This is a genomic window from Pontibacillus halophilus JSM 076056 = DSM 19796 (genome assembly GCF_000425205.1).
Classification (GTDB): domain Bacteria; phylum Bacillota; class Bacilli; order Bacillales; family BH030062; genus Pontibacillus_A; species Pontibacillus_A halophilus.
This window is the reverse complement of record NZ_AULI01000014.1, coordinates 12,777-31,357: the sequence shown is the minus strand read 5'-3', so window position 1 is coordinate 31,357 and position 18,581 is coordinate 12,777. Positions and strand designations below refer to the sequence as shown.

The following is an 18,581-nucleotide window of genomic DNA, read 5'->3' as shown; positions in this document are numbered from 1 at the left end:
TATGGGGCAACTATACATACTAGGAATTAAGAGTTGGAGGGAGAGCGGATATGGAATATGAAAAAGGACTATTTCTTTATAATGGTGCGTCTGGAGAGGGTGAAGTCGAACAGAAGCTTACGTCGACATTGCCAATACTCGTTCAGCATGTGAAAGAGTTAGTCACGATTCACACTAGCAGTAAAGAAGAATTTATAGATGAGCTGAAATCAAGAGGGCAAGAGGTCGACATTGTGTACCTCCTTGGTGGAGACGGAACGATTCACGATGCAGTCAACGCATTAGCTCCGCTTGAGAAACGCCCGGTAGTCGCCATTCTCCCTGGAGGAACGTGTAACGATTTTAGTCGGATGCTCGGCATGCCTCAGAACCTTGAGGACGCAGCTCGTTCCATTCTGAATGGAAGACAAGCACCTGTTGATGTGGCCCAAGCGAATGAGCGATATTTCGTGAATTTCTGGGGGATTGGGATGATTACAGAAGCATCGGAGAACATTGACCAACGTCAGAAGAAGCGCTTTGGCCCATTGAGTTATTTTATTAGCGCTTTCAAAACCATTCAGCAAGCAACGCCGTTTTCATTTCGTATGGTGCTTAATGACGGAGAACAAGTGTTGGATGAAGAGGCTGTGCTTGTACTTGTATTGAACGGTCGATACATCGGAACAAGGCAAATCCCACTACCACACAATTATGTTAACGACGGGAAGCTAGATGTTCTTATTGTTAAGAATTCAACCCTTAAGTCCTTTCAGGAGCTTCTTTCGTTGAACAGACCGTGGAAGCGAGAAGAAGAACTTCAAGACATCTTCTACATGCAGGCAGATTCCGTTACCATTGAGACGAAAGATGAAATGCAAGTCGATACAGATGGTGAAATTCATACTTCCACGCCAAGTGAGATGGTTATGTTGCGCAACCACATGTCATTTATATTCGCGGATGAACCGTCATAAATTGGACATAATAATAGCCCGTTCGGGTCATAGGGGGGAAGACCTTAACGGGTGTACAATGGGGTGAGCATGACAATAAGGAGGATTCATATGAGAAAGTTCATCCTTTCGATGTCTTTACTGAGCGTGCTTGTGCTTGCAGCATGTGGAGAAAGCGAAGGCGAAGAAACAAATCAAAATACAGAAGAAGAAGCGATTAAAGAAGTAGTGGTGGAATTTACGACTGCTGCTGAAACGATTCAAGCTGGAGAAGAAACCGTGCTTCAAGCCGAAGTTACATACGGAAACGAAGAGTCTGGCTATGATGCAGTTGAAGATGCGGATGTAGAATTCGAAGTTCTACAAGGTGAGAACACGGTTGTGAAAGAGAAGGCATCCTCTGAAGGAGAAGGAATGTATACACTACCTTATACATTTGAGGAAGCTGGAACCTATACCATCATCCCTCATACCAATGCGAAAGAAATTCATACGATGCCTTCTACAGAAGTGACAGTAGAAGGGACAGAAGAGGAGAGTCACGCACACTCAGATGTTGGAGATGCGAGTGACGAAGGCGGTCATGATCATCATAGCCACGGACACGGGCATGGAGATGAAATAGAGCCTACTTTAACAGGTATCAAAGAGCTAACGGCCGGCTCAGCAACTGAGGTTAAGACACAGCTCCAAAAAGGTGACGAACCTGTTACAGATATGATGGTTCGCTACGAAATTTGGAAAGTTGGCGCTGAGCGACACATGTACATTGATACGACTGAAGCTAATGCTGGCGAATATGTGGCTGACGTTCAGCTTGATGAAAGCGGGACGTATGTCTTTAAACTACACTACGAGAACGATGAGGTACACGGCCACACTGAACAAGAAATTGAAGTAAACTAAAGAACAGAGCGGTTGGATGGAGACATTCAATCGCTCTGTTTTTTAGTGTGGAATCGAAACTATTTCCTTCTATCTGAGGTATTCTTTAGTTCGATGTCTACGTAATCCACCCATTCTTATAGGCAACCCGTACCAACTCAACACGATTATGCACATTTAATTTCCGTAACAAGCTTTTGATGTGATTCTTCACGGTGTGTTCAGAAATATACAACTGCTCCGAAATCACTCGATTTGATGCGCCAGCCACAACCAACTCTAGCACTTGTTGTTCCCTAGTAGAGAGTGGATTTGGCTTCGTTTCTTTCGAACTTACAAGAGATTGAAGAGTTTCTTGAATCAATTGTTTGGAGAAAGGGGTATCATCATCGAGTACAGCCTGTATGTAACGATCCCATTCTGTTAAGCCGATATTCTTTAGCAAATAGCCTTGCGCTCCTTCTTTCAAAGCCTGGAATAAATGGGTGCTATCCTCTGAGACTGTCAACATAATGATTTTTGTTTCAGGGGATTGTCGTTTTATTTGACGAGTCGCCTCGAATCCGTCCACGCTAGGCATGTTAATGTCCATGAGCACGAGTTCTGGTTGAAGTGCAATCGTAGCGGCTACTGCTTCTTCCCCGTTGCTAGCCTCTGACACAATGTCATAGGTGCCGTATGCGGATAGTATTTCTCGAATTGCCTCTCTGGCATGAACATGATCGTCAGCGATTAAGACGCGCGTTCGCTCTGTCATAGCTTTCATCCTTTGTAATGCGTAATACTGTCTCTTCATAGAGTCTTGAAAGAGAGACATCCCACCCGTGGCGAGCGGCTTGTTCGTGTATAAATCGAAGTCCAAAATGGTTATCCGGTGTCGTTCCTAACGTATTGGGTGCTTCTCCGTTGTCTGTGACAAAGACTTCCCAACCATCGAAGGTAGACTTTCCGAAGACTTTCATAGACGTAGGAGAGATGGCATGCTTTTGGCAGTTGACCATTCCTTCCCGAATCATCGTGTAGAGATGAAGTTGCTCCTCTTCGCTAAGCTCAGTCGGTGCTATCTCCCACTGTACGTTTACTTGTATCGTAGCAGATTCTTCTTCAATTTGTTTAGCGAATGAATGTAACGCCTCTTTCAAATCAATGGTTTGGGGAGGAGGGGTACGTAATGTGCGTATGGAATATCGAACTTCTTGTTGAATGCACTCAATCGTTTGATCAATTTTTTTCTTCTGTTCTGCGCTTCCTTCTAACTGCTTGACCTGTACGGATAGTAGGAATAAGGATTGTGAGATTGAATCGTGTAACTCCTGAGAAATCTTCTGACGCTCTTCTAATACGGCTTCCTTTGCCTTGGTTTCTTTTAGAGCTTCTTCATTGTTCTCCATAATTCGAAATAATCGTCGACCGACAATGAACGTCACGATAAAAACGATAAAGGGAGAAAGCCAGTTCCCCATCGTCATCGAAACAACGGAAAGTAGGAATTCATGGCGGCAATATTCCCATAGTCCAATTACAAAGCTTGGTAGCAGTAGAATGAGCCATTTGATTTGTTGGTTACTCAAAGTATAGGCCCCCTTTCCTACGTAAGATTACGTTTCTATGATAACGTGTATTTCAGGTAAATAATATGTAAATAAATTCTAAATACGTCACAGGAAAGGTTTTCAAAAAATGGATATGGGATATAATCGCTGTGTATTCTATTGAATCTCAAGGAGGTAGGAAACGATGAAGAAGAAGTTATTATCGACTGTTTTACTAAGTTCTGCTCTCGTATTAGGTGCTTGTGGCGAAGATGGCGGCGAGGATTCTGAGGAAGGCAACACAGAAGAATCTGAAACTGAAATGGAAGATAGCGGCGAGGAATCCTCTGAGGACGGTTCTGGCGAAGATTCTTCTTCTGATGAGGAGTAAACTCCTCCTGAGTACATCCTATACGTAAAGAATAGAGCCCTGCTGGAAATTGCTCCGGCAGGGCTTTTTAGATTGTGTGACGTGGAATATAATGGATGGGGGAGGGGGTGACTCTATGGAGAGTTTACTAACTGGAACAGGAATTACCGTCACAATTGGTCAGAATCTATTGTTAGATGACATTAACCTCGAGCTTGAGCGAGGGAAGATTACGGCACTTGTAGGTCATAACGGGGCAGGAAAGACAACGCTCTTTCGTACGCTTATGGGTGTACAGGACAGGAAAGACGGAGAGATTAAGCTTGATGGTGTTCAGTTGGATGGGGATTACCTAGCGTACAAGCAGCGATTCTCTTACATACCTGAAGAACCCATGCTCTTGTCGGAGTTGACGGTTTATCAACATTTTCAATTGTTCGGCAAGAGTCATGGATTGTCTCAGTCCACGCTAGGTGAGCGAGTGCATACATATGTGAAGAAATTTGAGATTGAAGATAAGCTGCATGTATATCCAGAGGAGCTGTCGAAGGGGATGCGGCAGAAGGTGCAAACGATATGCGCCTTGCTTCCGGATGTTGCTTTGTTACTCATTGACGAGCCCTTCATGGGACTTGATTTATATGCTGCCAAGACATTAATGGAAGAGTTGCAAGAACGAGTAAGAGAAGGGCTTACGGTCTTGCTTACCTCCCATCAGATGAAGATTGTAGAAGACTTGTGTGACGCATACCTTCTCTTACAGAATGGTCGCCTCGTTCAAAGTGGAACAATGAATGAATTTAAGGGAATCCAAAGGAGAACGCCACATGAACCCCTTTAAACGGGAGTGGGAGACGTATAAATGGATGCGGTCGAATAGATGGAAGAAGAAGCGTCGAATGTATAAGATGGTCTTCGACTTAACTATTGATCGTGTAACAGGCACCTATCTTCTCTTCTTCCTTGTGCTAGGAGGGATTATCGCCTACGACCAGCTTAAACCGTACGGAAGCTTTTTCACTCGTTTGGAAGCTGAACTGTTTACGGCGCTTACTTCTGTCATGGCACTTGCCATCATGCGAAGTGTGGGGGCAAGCTTTCGTGGGAATGGGATACTCTTCTCGCGAGGAGAACATGTGATGAGCCTATTGCCTATGAGACGGGAGCGAATCTGGGTTCTAAGTTTACTATCTCACGTTTGTCTAACGGCATTGGTTGTCGTATTCCTCTGTGCGGCAGTTGCGCTGATCACCCCTTTATCCACTAGCTTTCTACTTACCTTTGGAATTGTGGTGATTGTGCTTTACGGGGGATCTTTACTTATTCAATGGAGATTCTATCAATTTCCTTTCCTGTTGAGGCTTGGATTATTTGTCTCTTTCGCGATTCTATTGGCTCTTATTAACGGATTATCGTATGTCGTATTTGAATCCTTGTCATACGCGTGGGTCCCATCTCTTGTAGTGTGGGGCTCACTCTTCATCTACTCGGCTCGCACCAAGTTCGTGAATGTTGATTGGGAGCGGGTCATTCGAGATAGTGATCGTCAAATATGGAACATGTGGGTCGTCAACGTTGTCTTGAAACCTGTGGGCTTAGACACACCTTCTCAGAATCGGGGAGCCTTCCGGTTGCTCCGATTCAATTGGTGGAAGAAGCCGTTCAAGTACAAGTCGAATGCGATGTACCATAGGATTTTGGGTCTTTACTTTTATGAGCAGCTAAGTGCCATTGGCTCCCTCGCCTTTGTGACAGCAATCCTTCTTTATGGCGTTGCACCTCTTGGGAAATTCGGTTTTAGCCTTTCCATTATGCTACTTCTTCTTATCTATACTACAATGCTCGGAAGCTTTCTTTACAGCGTACTGTCAAAGCCAATTCTTAGAACGATGCCGACGAACATAAATCAGTGGGTCAAAGCGTTCTCGAAATGGGTGTACAGCGGATTGGCAATCGTGGCGATTCCCGTTATCTACCTTGCCAACATGACGTTTCAATCCTATGGTGTAGTCGCAGCTGTTCTCTTGTTCTATTTTGTAGTCTTTCAACAACTAGCGCAGTTGTCATACAAGCAGACAAGAGGTGTCCTTAATAAGGGTGGTAGCCAAGAGCGTTGGCCTACCGTGGTACTGATGGTTTGTCAAATTGTACTCGTTGTTTTCGTTCCGTGGCAACCGCTTTGGATTTCTCTCCTCGGCCTCGTCCTTTCCGCTGTGAGTAGGCTACTTCGCTTAACGGAGAAAAAGGAATTTCAGGCGCAATCGAGAAATGTGTAAGAAAAGGAGGAGTTGAAATGGAATCGACAATCGTCCCAGGTGTCCATGCGGTATTTGTACATTGTTCCGATTTGAGAGTTTCTGCTAAGTGGTATTGTGAACTGTTAGAACTTCCTTATGATGAAACGGCGGTTCATTCTCCTATATTTAATGTGCCAGTTCGGGAGGGTGTGTTCTTGACGCTTGATGATCATGCCTTTGATGATACGGCAGAGCTTGTGCCAACGAATCAACCTACGTTTAACCTTTTCGCTCACTCTCTTTATCAAAGTTATGAGTGGGTGAAGGAGAAGGAGATTCAGATTGTGCGAGAAATTGAACATCACGAGAATTTCGGATGGTTTATTATTGAAGATCCTGATCGTAATCGATTGATGATTTGTGGGAATTTAGAGGCTGCATAAAGAGGAGCGAGGAACGTGACTTATCAAACGTTCCTCGCTTTTCTACATACGACAATTCCAAGTGGGTATCGAACGTCCTCCCGCGGTTCCTGTGCAACGAGCACCCCTTTCTGATAATAGAATTCCTTATGATCGAACGGATACTCGTCAAACAAATGATGAAATTCATGCTCTGTAATTTGATGAACATGAAACGGGGATTGGCATTCCTTTCCTCGTCCCTGTCCAAAAGGCGTTGAAACAATTAAGGTGCCACCGGGCTTTAGTAAGCGGTCATAATTATCTAAGAGGGCTTTCTCATCCACAATATGCTCATACGTTTCAAAGCTAACAATTGCATCAAACGTTCCGAGCTGCTTGGCTAATTCTGCATCGGTTGCATCGGCAACTTGATAGGAGGCGTGTGGATGACGGTACTCCCCTTTAGCATAGTGAACAACATCGGGGTCAATGTCTACGCCAATAACCTCATGTACTTCATTTTTTCGTTGTTTGGCAATCATATGTGTTCCATAGCCTGCACCACAGGATAAGTCTAAGACTCTACCTTCTAAGAAAGGAAGGGCGAATTGGTACCGAGCCATATGCTCAAGCAGCATATTATTTGAAGGCTTCATATATTGAGGGATTACCCGCTCCCCGTTATCTTCTAGCATGATGGTCACTTCTTTCTCTGGTCAAAGGGTTGTACGCTCTATTATGCCACAAGTCATGAACCTCCTAAAACCGTTCAAACACTGTTGTGTCAGGTTTGACAATATATTCTAGATGCGTCTATACTGATTTTAATTCATAGACTAGAGGAGAGGCTGAGCTTATGGACCAAGAAGTAAACTATCAAGAGAAGAAAGAGGACCCGTCCCTTAAATTATTTGTCGTCCTTTCGAAAGCTTATCGGTCTATATCGGATAGAGTGAAAGATGATATACAAACGCATGGCTTGAACCCGACTGAATTTGGGGTATTGGAACTTTTATACCATCAAGGAGACCAGCCTTTACAGAAAATCGGAGAGAAAATTCTACTTGCGAGCGGAAGCATTACGTACGTCGTAGACAAGCTTGAGAAGAAAGGCTATTTAAATCGTAAAGCGTGCCCGAAAGATAGACGCATTACGTATGCATCCATTTCCGAAGAAGGGATTAGCCTATTGAATCAAATCTTCCCTACTCATTGGCAGCAAATCGAGGAAATCACGGATGGACTGAGTCAGGAAGAGAAAGAAACGGCTGCAAAGCTCTTGAAGAGACTCGGGAAATATGCCGACCAATTAGAAGGATAGATCGTAAATAAAGCGGAGACCCCACTGAAAGGGTCTCCGCTTTTGTTGTGCTGTTTAGAAGGCAGCTGTACAGGGAACCGCTATGGAAGATTAGTAGAAGGAGGCGTTGAAGATGAATGTACTCGTAATCGGAGCGAATGGCCAAGTAGGTACACACGTCGTTGACAAGCTGAAAGAAGCAGGACACGAACCAATCGCGATGGTACGTAACCGCGAGCAAGTGTCGCGCTTTAAAGATAAAGGGGTAAAGACAGTGCTAGGTGACTTGGAGAATGAATTCGAGCAAGCGTATCACGGAGCCGAAGCGGTTGTATTTGCTGCAGGGTCTGGTCCGAATACTGGTGCGGACAAGACGATCCTCATAGACCAGGAAGGTGCAATTAAAGCCATGGAGCACGCCCAACAATACGGGGTGAAGCGCTTCGTAATGCTTAGTTCCATTGCCGCTAACACACCTGAGAAAGGTCCGGATGACTTGAAGCATTATTTATATGCGAAAGGACGTGCGGACGACTACTTACGAAATCAAACCAATCTCGATTACACAATTGTGCGTCCTGGTGGTCTGACAAACGAACCTGGTATAAACGAAGTGGAAATCTCAGAAAATGGTGTGGAATTTGGTAACATTCCGCGTGAAGACGTTGCTTCAGTTATGGTTCAGTTACTAAGGAACAATTCTGCCGTAAGAAAGTCCTATGATCTCATCAGTGGGAACACGCCCATCTCTGAACTTGTGAAGTCTTAACTTAAATGAGCTGTTAAAGTTTTAAGCCTTTCTATATAAGGAAACGATTCTTACAACCGAGTTAAGAACAGTCGGCAGACACTGCTGGCTGTTTTTATATGCTCGTTTTATTCGAACCCTTATTCTTAGGTCTTTAGACCAGTGTGGGAAGTTTAATGTCCGGTTATAAGGGGAAGTTGGTCTAAGAACTAATTGGATTTTATTTGAAATGATATAGATACTTGATATGTGAACAATAAGAGGAGGTTTATCGATGCGTCACCCACAAGTCACCATCTTCACGAGCACAGGATGCATACATTGCGAAGCGGTATTGGCCCAGCTCAATGAATGGGGGGTTCAATACGTTGAGAAGAATATATCCGAAGACGAAGCTTATGCCAAGGAAATGAGGTCTTATGGGGTGTACGGTACACCTGCTACTTACATTGGCAACAAGCTCGTACTCGGCGTACAGAAGAGAAGGATGAAAGAACTATTGAAGGAACAGTCTAGTACGGGAATTAAAATGTACGGATAGACACGGTAGAGGAGAAAAAGTGACGCTAGGCATAACACATTCCCTTCTTCAAACATAGGCTATAGGTGAAATCGATTTGTAGTGAAGGAGGGGTGTTCCATGAATCCGTCACCTCAGTATCCCTACCCTCAACAGCCGTTCCCGCCATATATGCAAGGGGGGCAAGGGTACTATCCGCCATATCAGGGAGGATATATGCCTCAACAACCCCCTGTTCAAATTCAAGCTCCAGGTTATCAGCCCGTTCAGCAATCCCAACAACCTCAGCCACCAGTCTTTAAAACGCCTTTCGAACAGTTCCAGAAGCCGCCTCAGCCATCACAGTGGGACCCATACTATTCATTGCAACAGTACCCTCAGCAAGGCCAAGGAAAGAACCAAGGGCAGCCGCAACAGAAAGGATTTGTTCAATACTTTCAAGATAAGAACGGGCAGCTTGACTTAGACAAGATGCTATCGACGATGGGGCAGATGGCGAACACGGCTAATCAATTCAGTCCTATTGTGAAAGGGTTAAGCTCGTTCGTGAAAGGATTTAAAATTTAGCAGTGTACCTACTAAGCATGAAACGTTCAACCTTGCCCCGTCTGCAAGGTTGAATTTCTTATTTGTAGATAGGATTGGGAAAGGAGAGGGTACAATTGATTGGTTGCTTACTTCTCCACGGATATACAGGAGCACCTTACGAAGTGGAGCCATTAGCCCAATATTTACAGGAAAGGGAAGACTGGTATGTTTCCATTCCAACCTTGCCGGGGCACGGGATTGAGCAGATGGACCATGTACCGTATACACAATGGATAGAGGCAGCAGAAAAGGCGCTTATGGAACTTTATGAAGAATGTTCCACTGTCTACGTAGTTGGATTCTCGATGGGAGGGATGATTGCGGCTTACCTTGCTGCTAATCATAAAGTTGACAAGCTCGTCCTTTTATCCGCATCGGCCAAATACATCGAACCCGTCCAATTCATTACAGACATTGCCTCGATGGCGAGAAATGGCTTTCGAGGGGAGTGGGAACAGGATGTCCTGTACAAACGATACCGACACAAGGTAGGAAAGACACCGATTCGGTCCGTTTTCGAGTTTAGGAAATGTGTACAGGCGACCGCACCTTGTCTAAGTGAGATTGAATGTCCAACGTACATCGTACAAGGAGAACAAGATGCTCTTGTGCCGAAACAGACGGCTTATTACTTAAGTGAATGCATCGGAGACGCTGTAATAGGGATCACCTTCCTAGCAAACTCAAAGCATCTCGTCTGCCTAGATGAAGATCGAGAAATTGCGTTTCAGGTCGTACACAACTTTCTGCAACTGTCACCGGTCAGGAGGGAGCGCGTTGAACAATAAAGAAACGACACATTATCCCCCAGTTCAACCCCCATTCTTTTACGGATGGGTGATTGTAATGATTGCAGGGCTAGGGGTATTCTTCTCGGGACCGGGTCAAACCTATTCGGTCTCTATTTTTATTGATTCTTACATAAGTGAATTTAATTATAGTCGGACGTATGTTTCTGGGTTGTACTCAACGGCTACTCTCGGTGCTGGCTTAACGCTCTTCCTTGTTGGACGCCTCGTCGATCGATTTGGGCAACGTGTGATGATGGCGATAGCGGGAACGTTACTTGCGTTGGCTTGCTTCTGGAATGGATTCATCCTTGGACCTTTTATGATGTTTCTTGGATTTTATATGTTGCGCCTATTTGGACAGGGATCTCTCACATTAATTCCAAATACACTCGTTCCGCAATGGTTTATACAGAAGAGGGGGAGAGCTTTAAGTGTGATGGCGATAGGAGGATTCCTAAGCTCCGCGCTGTTACCGCCACTGAACAACTGGCTCATTGATGCATATGGTTGGCGTGTTACATGGTTTGTGTGGGGAGCGGCACTTGCTGTAATCTTTGTTCCATTAACAGTTTGGCTTGTGCGTAATCAGCCTCTTCAAATAGGGGAGCGGCCGGATGGTGGGAGTGCGAAGCGGTTAAGTATACAGAACCCCTTCTTGTATCGACCCAGAATGGCGTGGACGTTCGTTGTTTCGTTGCTCACTACTGTTGTTGCCTTTACATTTCCTCTTGATCAAACGTTTGATCAAGTGTGGATTGTAAGCGTCAGGCTTGGTTTTACAGCCTTCACTGTCGTCTCATTCCTATACGTGATTAAAGGAATGGTCTCTTCTCATGAAGTGGACAGAGGTGAAGAAGAACAGCAGGTCGAAATCAATGAAACAAGCTGGCGATTAAACGAAGCGATACGGACGAAGGCGTTTTGGTTTATCCTTTTCTGTGTGAGTTTACCTGCCTTGGTCAATACAGGAGTCACGTTTCACTTGGTATCCTTGATGGGCGAGAAGGAATTAGGTGATGGCTTGGCGGCGTTGATCTTGTCGCTAATGGCCATTGTTGGCTTTCCGGTGACCTTTTTCGTTGGTTATCTTGTTGATCGGATTGAAGTACGCTATGTACTTGCGCTCACATTTACCGGCCATGTCTTGGCTCTAGTTCTTCTACTCGGTGTAAGCACGACAACTGGAGCTATTGTGTATGGGGTCGTGTGGGGGATTGTAAATGGGTTCGAACGGATCGTGCTTTCCATCGTCTGGCCCAACTACTTCGGTCGGGAACACCTTGGAAGTATTAAAGGTGTGGCCCAAACGGTGATGGTGCTTGGTTCTGCGTTTGGGCCATTGCCTTTTGGTGCTTTCTTCGATTGGTATGGAGGGTATCAAGAGATTCTTCTTGTAATGCTCTTGTTTCCTGCGATTGCAGCGCTCTTGTCCTTGTTGGCTAAGAAGCCTGCATATGAAACGTTATAAGAAAAGCGTCCTTTCAATTGAAAGGGATTCAGGCTATCGAGGGAGTTCTCGACAGCCTTATTTTTTGAACAGCAGTCTGAGAACAATAGTATTCGTGTAAGATTGCTCTTCACCTGGCCTTAGAGGCTGGATGATTGATGAAAGAGAGCCCTTTTTCAGTAAGGAGCGCGAGACCATTCAACTCCTGCGGAAAAACGGGCGACCGAGGCCCCGCAGGGCGGTCTCCCCGAGGAGAATTGGGCGTTCGTCCGAGGAAAGGGAATGGTCTCGCGCTCCTAGAGGCACAAAAAAGCTTGCAGAAAAACACAGGGTTTCTCTACAAGCTGAGCCCCATTCAGCTGAATGGGGCTCTTCATCGTTAAGGTTTAATCTTTAAAGAAGGAAATGACGAATCCGCCTTCACCTGCGTAAGTGGCAATCAAAGGACCCATGTCAGAAAGAATGGTGTCTTTAAAGTGATAACGGTCTTTGAATTCCTGAAGAAGGGATTTAGCCCTTTCTTCATTGTTTCCGTGGGAAAGTGCAATCACCTTATCCTCAAAGTTCTTTGAGTACTCAGAAACTTGGTCGACAAATCGACGCATTGCCTTCTTGTTCCCTCGTACTTTCTCAGTCAACTCAATCTTTCCTTCCTCACTTCCGTGCATAAGGAGTTTAATGTTAAGCGTTCGTGCAAGAGCTCCTTTCACACGGTCTAATCGTCCGCCTTTAATTAGGTTCTCAAGCGTCTTAAGCACGATTAGAGTAGCGACCTTTTCACTTCGTTGTTCCATGTGGATCGTTAAATCTTCAAACGTGTATCCTTCTTGGATTCTCGTATAAGCTTCTTGAACCATTAACGCCATTCCGCATGTAGCGGTCTTTGTGTTAATAACCTCAATTTGTCGGTCAGGTTCTTCCTCTAAGAGCATGTCTTTCCCCATGAGGGCGTTCTGATAGGCGCTGCTCAATCCTTCAGAAAGGGAGAGCATCAAAATCGGCTTTGATGGGTCTACCGCTTTGTACGCTTCATAGAACGTATGAGGCGCTGGCGCTGATGATTTAGGCAGCTCGGAGGATGCTTTCATCTTTTCGAAGAACGTTTCAAGATCAAGGTCTACACCAGCTCGATAGCTGTCATCACCAAAGATGACGTTTAATGGAACGATGTGGAGCTCGAATTTCTCAATCAAATGTTGAGGTAAATCTACACCGCTGTCAGTCATTAGTTGAATATGCATGTACTCACCTGCTTTATAAATATCAATGAAATCCCTCGCCCTCATGTGAAGGAGAAGGGGGTGTTGCTCGTCGCTTCCGAGAGGTGGAAGAGATAAATAAGCCAAGCCCTAGAAGAATAATCGTCCCACCAAGCCATTGTGTTAGGGTCACTTGTTCTCCGAGTATGAAATAAGCCAAAATAGACGCACCAACTGGCTCAAACAAAATGCTTGCTGATATCGTAGATGTGCTTACCCATTTTAAGGCCCAGTTAAACAGCGTGTGACCGAAGAAAGTCGGGATGATGGCAAGGGCTAGGAATAGGAGCCAATGATCAGCTGGAAACCCAGTAAAAGGTTGGTTAAGGAGCAAGTTGTATCCGATTAATGTAAGAGAACTCGCTCCATACACGATAAAGGTATAGGTCATAAGAGAAAGTCGCTTTCGAATTCCTTGACCAAGAAGGAAATACCCTGTAACCATAATTGCTCCGGCTAAAGCGAGGATATCCCCAAACAATGCCCAGCCGCTAATTTGAAAGTCGCCCCAACTAATCAGAACGCTACCTGTAATGGCTATGAGCATACTAACTAACGCCCCAATTGTAAACCTTTCTTTAAAGAAAATGTAGGTTCCAATAAAGGCGAAGATAGGCTGAAGCGTTACGAGAACGACCGAACTTGCTACAGACGTATACCTCAATGACTCGAACCAAAGAATAAAGTGAAATGCTAGAAAAACGCCGGCTAGTCCAGAGTAAATCCAGTCTTTTTTAGATATGTGTTTAAATTCGTGGCGTTTAGAAAATACTACATAAGGAAGCATAAGTAAGACGGCAATCACCAATCGATACATTGCGATTATAGATGGAGGCGTGCCGTTCGCAAGCTTTACGAAGATGGCTGCACTCGAAACAGACAGAACACCAATACCAATAGCGAAATACGGGCTGAAGGAAGGTTTATCCAACTTACCACTCCTGATACAAGATATACTTATTTTACCACGGTTTAGAGGGAAAAGCATTTCCATCTTTAACAAGTTCAATTGCCGACGAGCGTCGAGTGTGATAGAATGGAAAAAAAGCAATCGTACCGAAAGCCTCTTCCTTGATATGTATGGGGACGGCTTTTTTTACGTGTTTTTCTTTGGGATACAAAGAAGACAATAAAGGAGTAGAAATATAAGTGACAACATTTAATTCATTAGGACTTTCAAAGCCGGTTCTTAAGGCTGTTTTAGAGCTTGGTTTTGAAGAGGCAACACCTATACAAGAACAAACCATACCGCTAGCAATGGACGGAAGAGACGTAATCGGTCAAGCACAGACAGGTACCGGGAAAACAGCGGCGTTTGGTATTCCGATGATCGAGAAGATCAACCAAGACATGAAGAAGGTTCAAGGACTTGTCATTGCACCAACTCGTGAGCTTGCTATGCAGGTTGGAACTGAACTTCATAAATATGGTAAATATAAAGGGGTTAAGATCCTTCCTGTTTACGGCGGTACAGATATGGGTCGCCAAATTCGCGAACTGAAAGCTGGACCACAAGTGGTTGTAGCTACACCAGGACGTCTACTTGACCATATTCGTCGCGGCACAATCCAACTCTCAAACATTCATACAACTGTATTGGATGAGGCGGATGAAATGCTTAACATGGGCTTCATTGATGATATCAAGGACATCCTTAAGGCGATTCCGATGCAACGACAAACACTATTGTTCTCTGCCACGATGCCTAAGGCAATCCACGATATTGCACAAAACATGATGAAGAAGCCAGAAACGGTAAAACTGAAAGCAAAACAGCTTACAGTTGATAAGATTGACCAATACTTCGTTGAAGTAAAAGACAGCGAGAAATTCGATACGCTAACGCGCTTGCTTGATGTTCATACACCAGAGCTTGCCATCGTATTCGGTCGCACGAAGAAACGTGTAGACGAAATTACAGATGGCCTTGGTGCTCGTGGCTTCCGCGCTGAAGGAATTCACGGTGACCTATCCCAAGGAAAACGTATGTCGGTACTGAAGAAATTTAAGCGCGGTGGTGTCGAAGTACTAGTAGCAACAGACGTTGCAGCACGTGGTCTTGATATTTCTGGCGTAACGCACGTATACAACTTTGATATCCCTCAAGACCCAGAAAGCTATGTACACCGTATTGGACGTACAGGTCGTGCGGGTAAAGAAGGGTATGCAGTTTCCTTCGTAACACCAAGAGAAACTGGACACCTAGGTATCATTGAGAAGACAACTCAGAAGAAGATGACACGCCTACAGATGCCTACACTTGATGAGGCGCTTCAAGGCCAACAGCAAATTGCGAAAGATAAGCTTGTGAAAGCTGTTGAAGATGAGAATCTTGACTCTTACCGTGGTACAGCAGACGAACTGCTTGAGCAGTATGATCCTGCAACGGTTGTTTCTGCAGCATTGAAGATGCTAACGAAGAAACGCCGCAATGTACCTGTTGAGCTAACTTCTATCGCGCCAATCAGTGTCAAAGGACCTCGTGGTGGTAAAGGCGGAGGCCGTAATGGCGGACGTAACTTTGACCGCAAGAAAGGTAACTATGGTCCTAAGAAATACGGTGATAAATCTTACCGCGGTGGCGGCGATCGTAACCGTAGTGGCAAAGGTGGAAGTGGCGGCTCTCGTAACCGCAAATTCCAAGGCAACAAACGCCCATCAAACTCAAATAATCGCTAAAGAATAAAGAAGACCGTCCTGCTAACAGGGCGGTCTTTTTGTTTAATTAGAATGGCTTAATCAATCCAAGGAGCAGAATAATAAGGATGACCGCCCAGATGGCATAACGCGTATACTTACGCTTCAGTTGATTTCGCTTCGACCACCGGTTCGGGTCAAAGCCATACTCATGATCATCACGTCTCCTCCGCTCATTCCTCCAAGGAGAGAAAGGTTTGGCGTTGATAAGTAGAAGAGGCGCTAACAGAAGTCCCCCAAGAAATCCAAATAAGTGGCCGTAAATGTTGATACCAGAACGGAGAAACGTCATAATTATGCCAATTACTAAGATGACAGTTACGATTTGCTTACTGGATTCATCAATTAATCGTTGTCGGAACAAAATCATGAAGAGGTAGAATCCAAAGAGACCGTAAATGGAGCCTGATGCTCCTAGGTGTAAATAAATATCTGGTGCAAACAAATAGGTCCCAATGTTGCCAATAACCCCTGCACCTACATATCCAATCATAAACTTAACTTTACCGAGCATTTGTTCAAGTGCCGGCCCGAACAACACAAGAGAGAAACTGTTAAATAGTACGTGTCCGACTGAACTTTGGTCATGAAGGAAGATGGGTGTAAAGAGACGCCACCATTCTCCATTTGATATCTTTAGGTTGAACCCTACACCGAAATCGACGAAACGGACAAAAAGTGGAATCTCTAAAAATCCACTGAACAGCCAAAGAAGCAAATTAACTGCAACAATGACCGTCACAACAGGATAAAAAGTTATGAAATCTTTGAAAGATTCTGTACGAAAGAACATAGAGAGAATCTCCTTTGTTATAGGTCTATTTCCATTATACATGGTTTTGCCATACAACATGTCACGTAAACATTCCAACGCATAAAACGAAAGGGTTGGTGGTATTGAATGATTAAAGGGATGGGCATTGATTTAATTGAACTAGAACGAGTGAAAGAAAAATGGGTCCGTCATCCAGAGAAATTTGTTCAGCGGACATTGACGGAAAGAGAGCGTGAGCGTTACCAAGCGTTTCAGTCTGATAAGCGGAAGCTCGAATATCTATCGGGTAGATTTGCTGCGAAGGAAGCATTTGTGAAAGCTGCTGGTACTGGAATTGGTAAAGCATATTCGTTCCAAGATATTGAAGTATTAACTGGAGAAGAGGGTGCTCCCTATATGTCTGTGCGTGGGGTAGAGCATCAAATTTGGGTGTCGATTGCACATAGCGAAGGGCACGCCTTGGCTCAAGTAATCATCGAGAGTCGCGACTAGCTTGTCAGGCTAGTCTGCATAAACGACCAGTTTGTCTCATATAGTTTACTGCGGGTAGGAGGGAACAAATTGAACATCGTTACCGCCAAAGAAATGTACGAATTAGACGCCTATACGATGAATGACTGCGGGCTAGAAGGTCGAGTATTAATGGAGAATGCAGGGAGAGCAATGGCTAATCACATCTCGTCCTCATACCCGACCACTCAACCTATGCTCGTTCTAGCGGGGAAAGGAAACAATGGAGGAGATGGCTTTGTGATTGCTCGGGTGCTCGCACAACGGGGGTTCCAAGTTTCTGTCCTTCTTTGTCAAAGCCCTGAGAGAATCAGTGGTGACGCCGCTTATCACCTTTCATTGCTACAAGCGCTCGACGTGAGCATACACGAATGGGAGAGTAAAGAGACGCTAATTGAGCTTAGCAAGGGTCAGCCGATCTTCATTGATGCCATGCTTGGTCTTGGGATCAAGGGGGAAGTGAGAGAGCCCTATCGCACAATCATCACACTCCTAAATGATTGGAACCAATCGATACTTGCCGTTGATGTACCGAGTGGTTTACCAGCTGACGAAGGGGTCGACGTTGATTTAGCTATTAAGGCTACAAGGACGTACACCATTCACTTTCCGAAAGTCTCTGCCTTCTTACAGCAGACAGCTCCTTATTATGGAGAGAGGGTCGAAGTTGATATCGGGTTATTCCAGAAGCCGGACATGCCAGTTCGAAATCTATGGGGAGAGAAAGAAGTCCGTCAGACTCTTCCAGAGCGATCACCCTTCGCACATAAGGGGACGTTTGGAAAGGGGCTCGTCGTTGGAGGCTCGGTTCCAATGCCTGGTTCCGTTGCGATGACAGCAAGGGCGGCGCTAAGGTCAGGAGCGGGCTTACTCACCGTTGCCACTACGAAAGAGAGCATTCCAGCGATTTCACCACTCGTTACTGAAGCAACGTTTGTTCCATTAGAACAAAAGGATGGCTTTATAAACGAGTTGAAAGACCTAGACTTTGACTCTTATGACGGAGTGGCATTTGGAATGGGGCTTGGGACGCATGAAGAAGCACAACAATTGCTTACTCGTGCGCTTCGGTCGACAGAAGGTCCACTCGTCATTGATGCAGACGGATTAACGGCGCTTGTGAATGTGCTCCACGAACTTAAGGAGCGAAGCGCACCAACTATCCTGACTCCTCATCCCGGAGAAATGGCACGGCTACTCGATGTATCCGTAGCAGACCTACTTAAACAACCTTTCCGTTATGTAAGGCAATTTGCTGTAGAGAATGGCGTTTCTGTCATCTTGAAAGGGGCTTTTACGATTGTGACAGACCAGAGTGGGCAGCAATGGGTAACAACCACTGGTAATCAAGCACTTGCGAAAGGTGGGAGTGGGGATGTGCTCACAGGCATTGTGCTCACGATGCTCATGCAAGACCAGCCGTTATACGCTGCATTGAACAATGCATGCTTTATTCATGGGCGAGCGGCTGATCTCCTCGTCGAAGAAAAGCATTCCCATTATGATCTTCTTGCAACAGATTTAATTGAAGGTATAGGTCGCGTCATTCGTACACGTTCTTAATTGGCTTGGTATTCGTTCCC

Annotated in this window: 21 protein-coding genes; 15 read left to right on the top strand and 6 right to left on the bottom strand. The window is 45.0% G+C overall.

Annotated features, from left to right (window positions below):
• Nucleotides 1-50 precede the first annotated feature (50 nt).
• Entirely contained in the window at nucleotides 51-956 is a 906-nt protein-coding gene (locus H513_RS0113675; RefSeq protein ID WP_026801245.1) for a diacylglycerol/lipid kinase family protein, read from the top strand.
• Between the two features lie 90 nt (nucleotides 957-1,046).
• Nucleotides 1,047-1,841: a FixH family protein gene (locus tag H513_RS0113670; RefSeq protein ID WP_026801244.1), complete on the top strand. Its 795-nt coding sequence runs from the start codon at nucleotides 1,047-1,049 to the stop codon at nucleotides 1,839-1,841.
• A 97-nt stretch (nucleotides 1,842-1,938) separates the two neighbouring features.
• On the opposite strand, the gene H513_RS0113665 is transcribed toward H513_RS0113670, so the two are convergent.
• Complete coding sequence (locus tag H513_RS0113665) at nucleotides 1,939-2,577, bottom strand: response regulator (protein ID WP_026801243.1); 639 nt, start codon at nucleotides 2,575-2,577, stop codon at nucleotides 1,939-1,941.
• Nucleotides 2,546-3,391 (bottom strand): sensor histidine kinase, encoded by an 846-nt coding sequence (locus tag H513_RS0113660; RefSeq protein ID WP_026801242.1) that lies wholly within the window; start codon nucleotides 3,389-3,391, stop codon nucleotides 2,546-2,548. Before H513_RS0113660 ends, H513_RS0113665 begins: the two co-directional genes overlap by 32 nt.
• Before the next feature lie 166 nt (nucleotides 3,392-3,557).
• On the opposite strand from H513_RS0113660, the gene H513_RS0113655 reads away from it, so the two are divergent.
• The 4 genes from H513_RS0113655 (at nucleotide 3,558) to H513_RS0113640 (ending at nucleotide 6,402) form a co-directional block, all read left to right on the top strand.
• Complete coding sequence (locus tag H513_RS0113655) at nucleotides 3,558-3,743, top strand: hypothetical protein (RefSeq protein WP_026801241.1); 186 nt, start codon at nucleotides 3,558-3,560, stop codon at nucleotides 3,741-3,743.
• Between the two features lie 115 nt (nucleotides 3,744-3,858).
• On the top strand, nucleotides 3,859-4,563 hold the full coding sequence (locus tag H513_RS0113650; protein WP_026801240.1) for an ABC transporter ATP-binding protein: 705 nt from the start codon (nucleotides 3,859-3,861) through the stop codon (nucleotides 4,561-4,563).
• The gene (locus H513_RS0113645) at nucleotides 4,550-5,998 is read left to right on the top strand and encodes a hypothetical protein (RefSeq protein WP_026801239.1); all 1,449 of its coding nucleotides are present in this window, start codon (nucleotides 4,550-4,552) and stop codon (nucleotides 5,996-5,998) included. Before H513_RS0113650 ends, H513_RS0113645 begins: the two co-directional genes overlap by 14 nt.
• A 17-nt stretch (nucleotides 5,999-6,015) precedes the next feature.
• A complete protein-coding gene (locus tag H513_RS0113640; protein ID WP_026801238.1) occupies nucleotides 6,016-6,402 on the top strand; it encodes a VOC family protein in 387 nt (128 codons plus the stop codon).
• A 23-nt stretch (nucleotides 6,403-6,425) separates the two neighbouring features.
• Here the strand turns inward: H513_RS0113640 and H513_RS0113635 are convergent, their stop codons facing one another.
• Entirely contained in the window at nucleotides 6,426-7,058 is a 633-nt protein-coding gene (locus tag H513_RS0113635) for a class I SAM-dependent methyltransferase (protein ID WP_026801237.1), read from the bottom strand.
• Between the two features lie 161 nt (nucleotides 7,059-7,219).
• Here H513_RS0113635 and H513_RS0113630 point away from each other — a divergent pair, with 161 nt between their 5' ends.
• The 6 genes from H513_RS0113630 (at nucleotide 7,220) to H513_RS0113605 (ending at nucleotide 11,778) form a co-directional block, all read left to right on the top strand.
• Nucleotides 7,220-7,684, top strand: a complete 465-nt coding sequence (locus H513_RS0113630) for a MarR family winged helix-turn-helix transcriptional regulator (RefSeq protein WP_026801236.1) — start codon at nucleotides 7,220-7,222, stop codon at nucleotides 7,682-7,684.
• A 112-nt stretch (nucleotides 7,685-7,796) separates the two neighbouring features.
• Nucleotides 7,797-8,432, top strand: coding sequence for an SDR family oxidoreductase (locus tag H513_RS0113625; RefSeq protein ID WP_026801235.1), 636 nt, complete (start codon nucleotides 7,797-7,799; stop codon nucleotides 8,430-8,432).
• Nucleotides 8,433-8,685: 253 nt separating this feature from the next.
• The gene (locus H513_RS0113620; RefSeq protein ID WP_026801234.1) at nucleotides 8,686-8,952 is read left to right on the top strand and encodes a glutaredoxin family protein; all 267 of its coding nucleotides are present in this window, start codon (nucleotides 8,686-8,688) and stop codon (nucleotides 8,950-8,952) included.
• A 99-nt stretch (nucleotides 8,953-9,051) separates the two neighbouring features.
• Complete coding sequence (locus H513_RS20255) at nucleotides 9,052-9,498, top strand: YppG family protein (RefSeq protein ID WP_036770365.1); 447 nt, start codon at nucleotides 9,052-9,054, stop codon at nucleotides 9,496-9,498.
• Nucleotides 9,499-9,593: 95 nt separating this feature from the next.
• On the top strand, nucleotides 9,594-10,307 hold the full coding sequence (locus tag H513_RS0113610; protein WP_026801233.1) for an alpha/beta hydrolase: 714 nt from the start codon (nucleotides 9,594-9,596) through the stop codon (nucleotides 10,305-10,307).
• The gene (locus tag H513_RS0113605) at nucleotides 10,297-11,778 is read left to right on the top strand and encodes an MFS transporter (protein ID WP_026801232.1); all 1,482 of its coding nucleotides are present in this window, start codon (nucleotides 10,297-10,299) and stop codon (nucleotides 11,776-11,778) included. Before H513_RS0113610 ends, H513_RS0113605 begins: the two co-directional genes overlap by 11 nt.
• 365 nt (nucleotides 11,779-12,143) lie before the next feature.
• Here H513_RS0113605 and H513_RS0113595 read toward each other — a convergent pair whose 3' ends face one another.
• Entirely contained in the window at nucleotides 12,144-12,998 is an 855-nt protein-coding gene (locus tag H513_RS0113595) for a DegV family protein (protein WP_026801230.1), read from the bottom strand.
• Between the two features lie 22 nt (nucleotides 12,999-13,020).
• Nucleotides 13,021-13,947, bottom strand: coding sequence for a DMT family transporter (locus H513_RS0113590; protein ID WP_026801229.1), 927 nt, complete (start codon nucleotides 13,945-13,947; stop codon nucleotides 13,021-13,023).
• 218 nt (nucleotides 13,948-14,165) lie between these two features.
• Between H513_RS0113590 and cshA the strand changes: the two genes are divergently transcribed.
• Nucleotides 14,166-15,695 carry a degradosome RNA helicase CshA gene (cshA, locus tag H513_RS0113585; RefSeq protein ID WP_026801228.1) on the top strand — a complete coding sequence of 510 codons (1,530 nt, stop codon included), beginning with the start codon at nucleotides 14,166-14,168 and terminating at the stop codon, nucleotides 15,693-15,695.
• A 46-nt stretch (nucleotides 15,696-15,741) separates the two neighbouring features.
• Here cshA and H513_RS0113580 read toward each other — a convergent pair whose 3' ends face one another.
• Complete coding sequence (locus tag H513_RS0113580; protein WP_026801227.1) at nucleotides 15,742-16,506, bottom strand: rhomboid family intramembrane serine protease; 765 nt, start codon at nucleotides 16,504-16,506, stop codon at nucleotides 15,742-15,744.
• Nucleotides 16,507-16,614: 108 nt separating this feature from the next.
• Between H513_RS0113580 and acpS the strand changes: the two genes are divergently transcribed.
• Nucleotides 16,615-16,980 (top strand): holo-ACP synthase, encoded by a 366-nt coding sequence (acpS, locus tag H513_RS0113575; RefSeq protein WP_026801226.1) that lies wholly within the window; start codon nucleotides 16,615-16,617, stop codon nucleotides 16,978-16,980.
• 69 nt (nucleotides 16,981-17,049) lie between these two features.
• Entirely contained in the window at nucleotides 17,050-18,561 is a 1,512-nt protein-coding gene (locus H513_RS0113570; protein ID WP_026801225.1) for an NAD(P)H-hydrate dehydratase, read from the top strand.
• Nucleotides 18,562-18,581 lie beyond the last annotated feature (20 nt).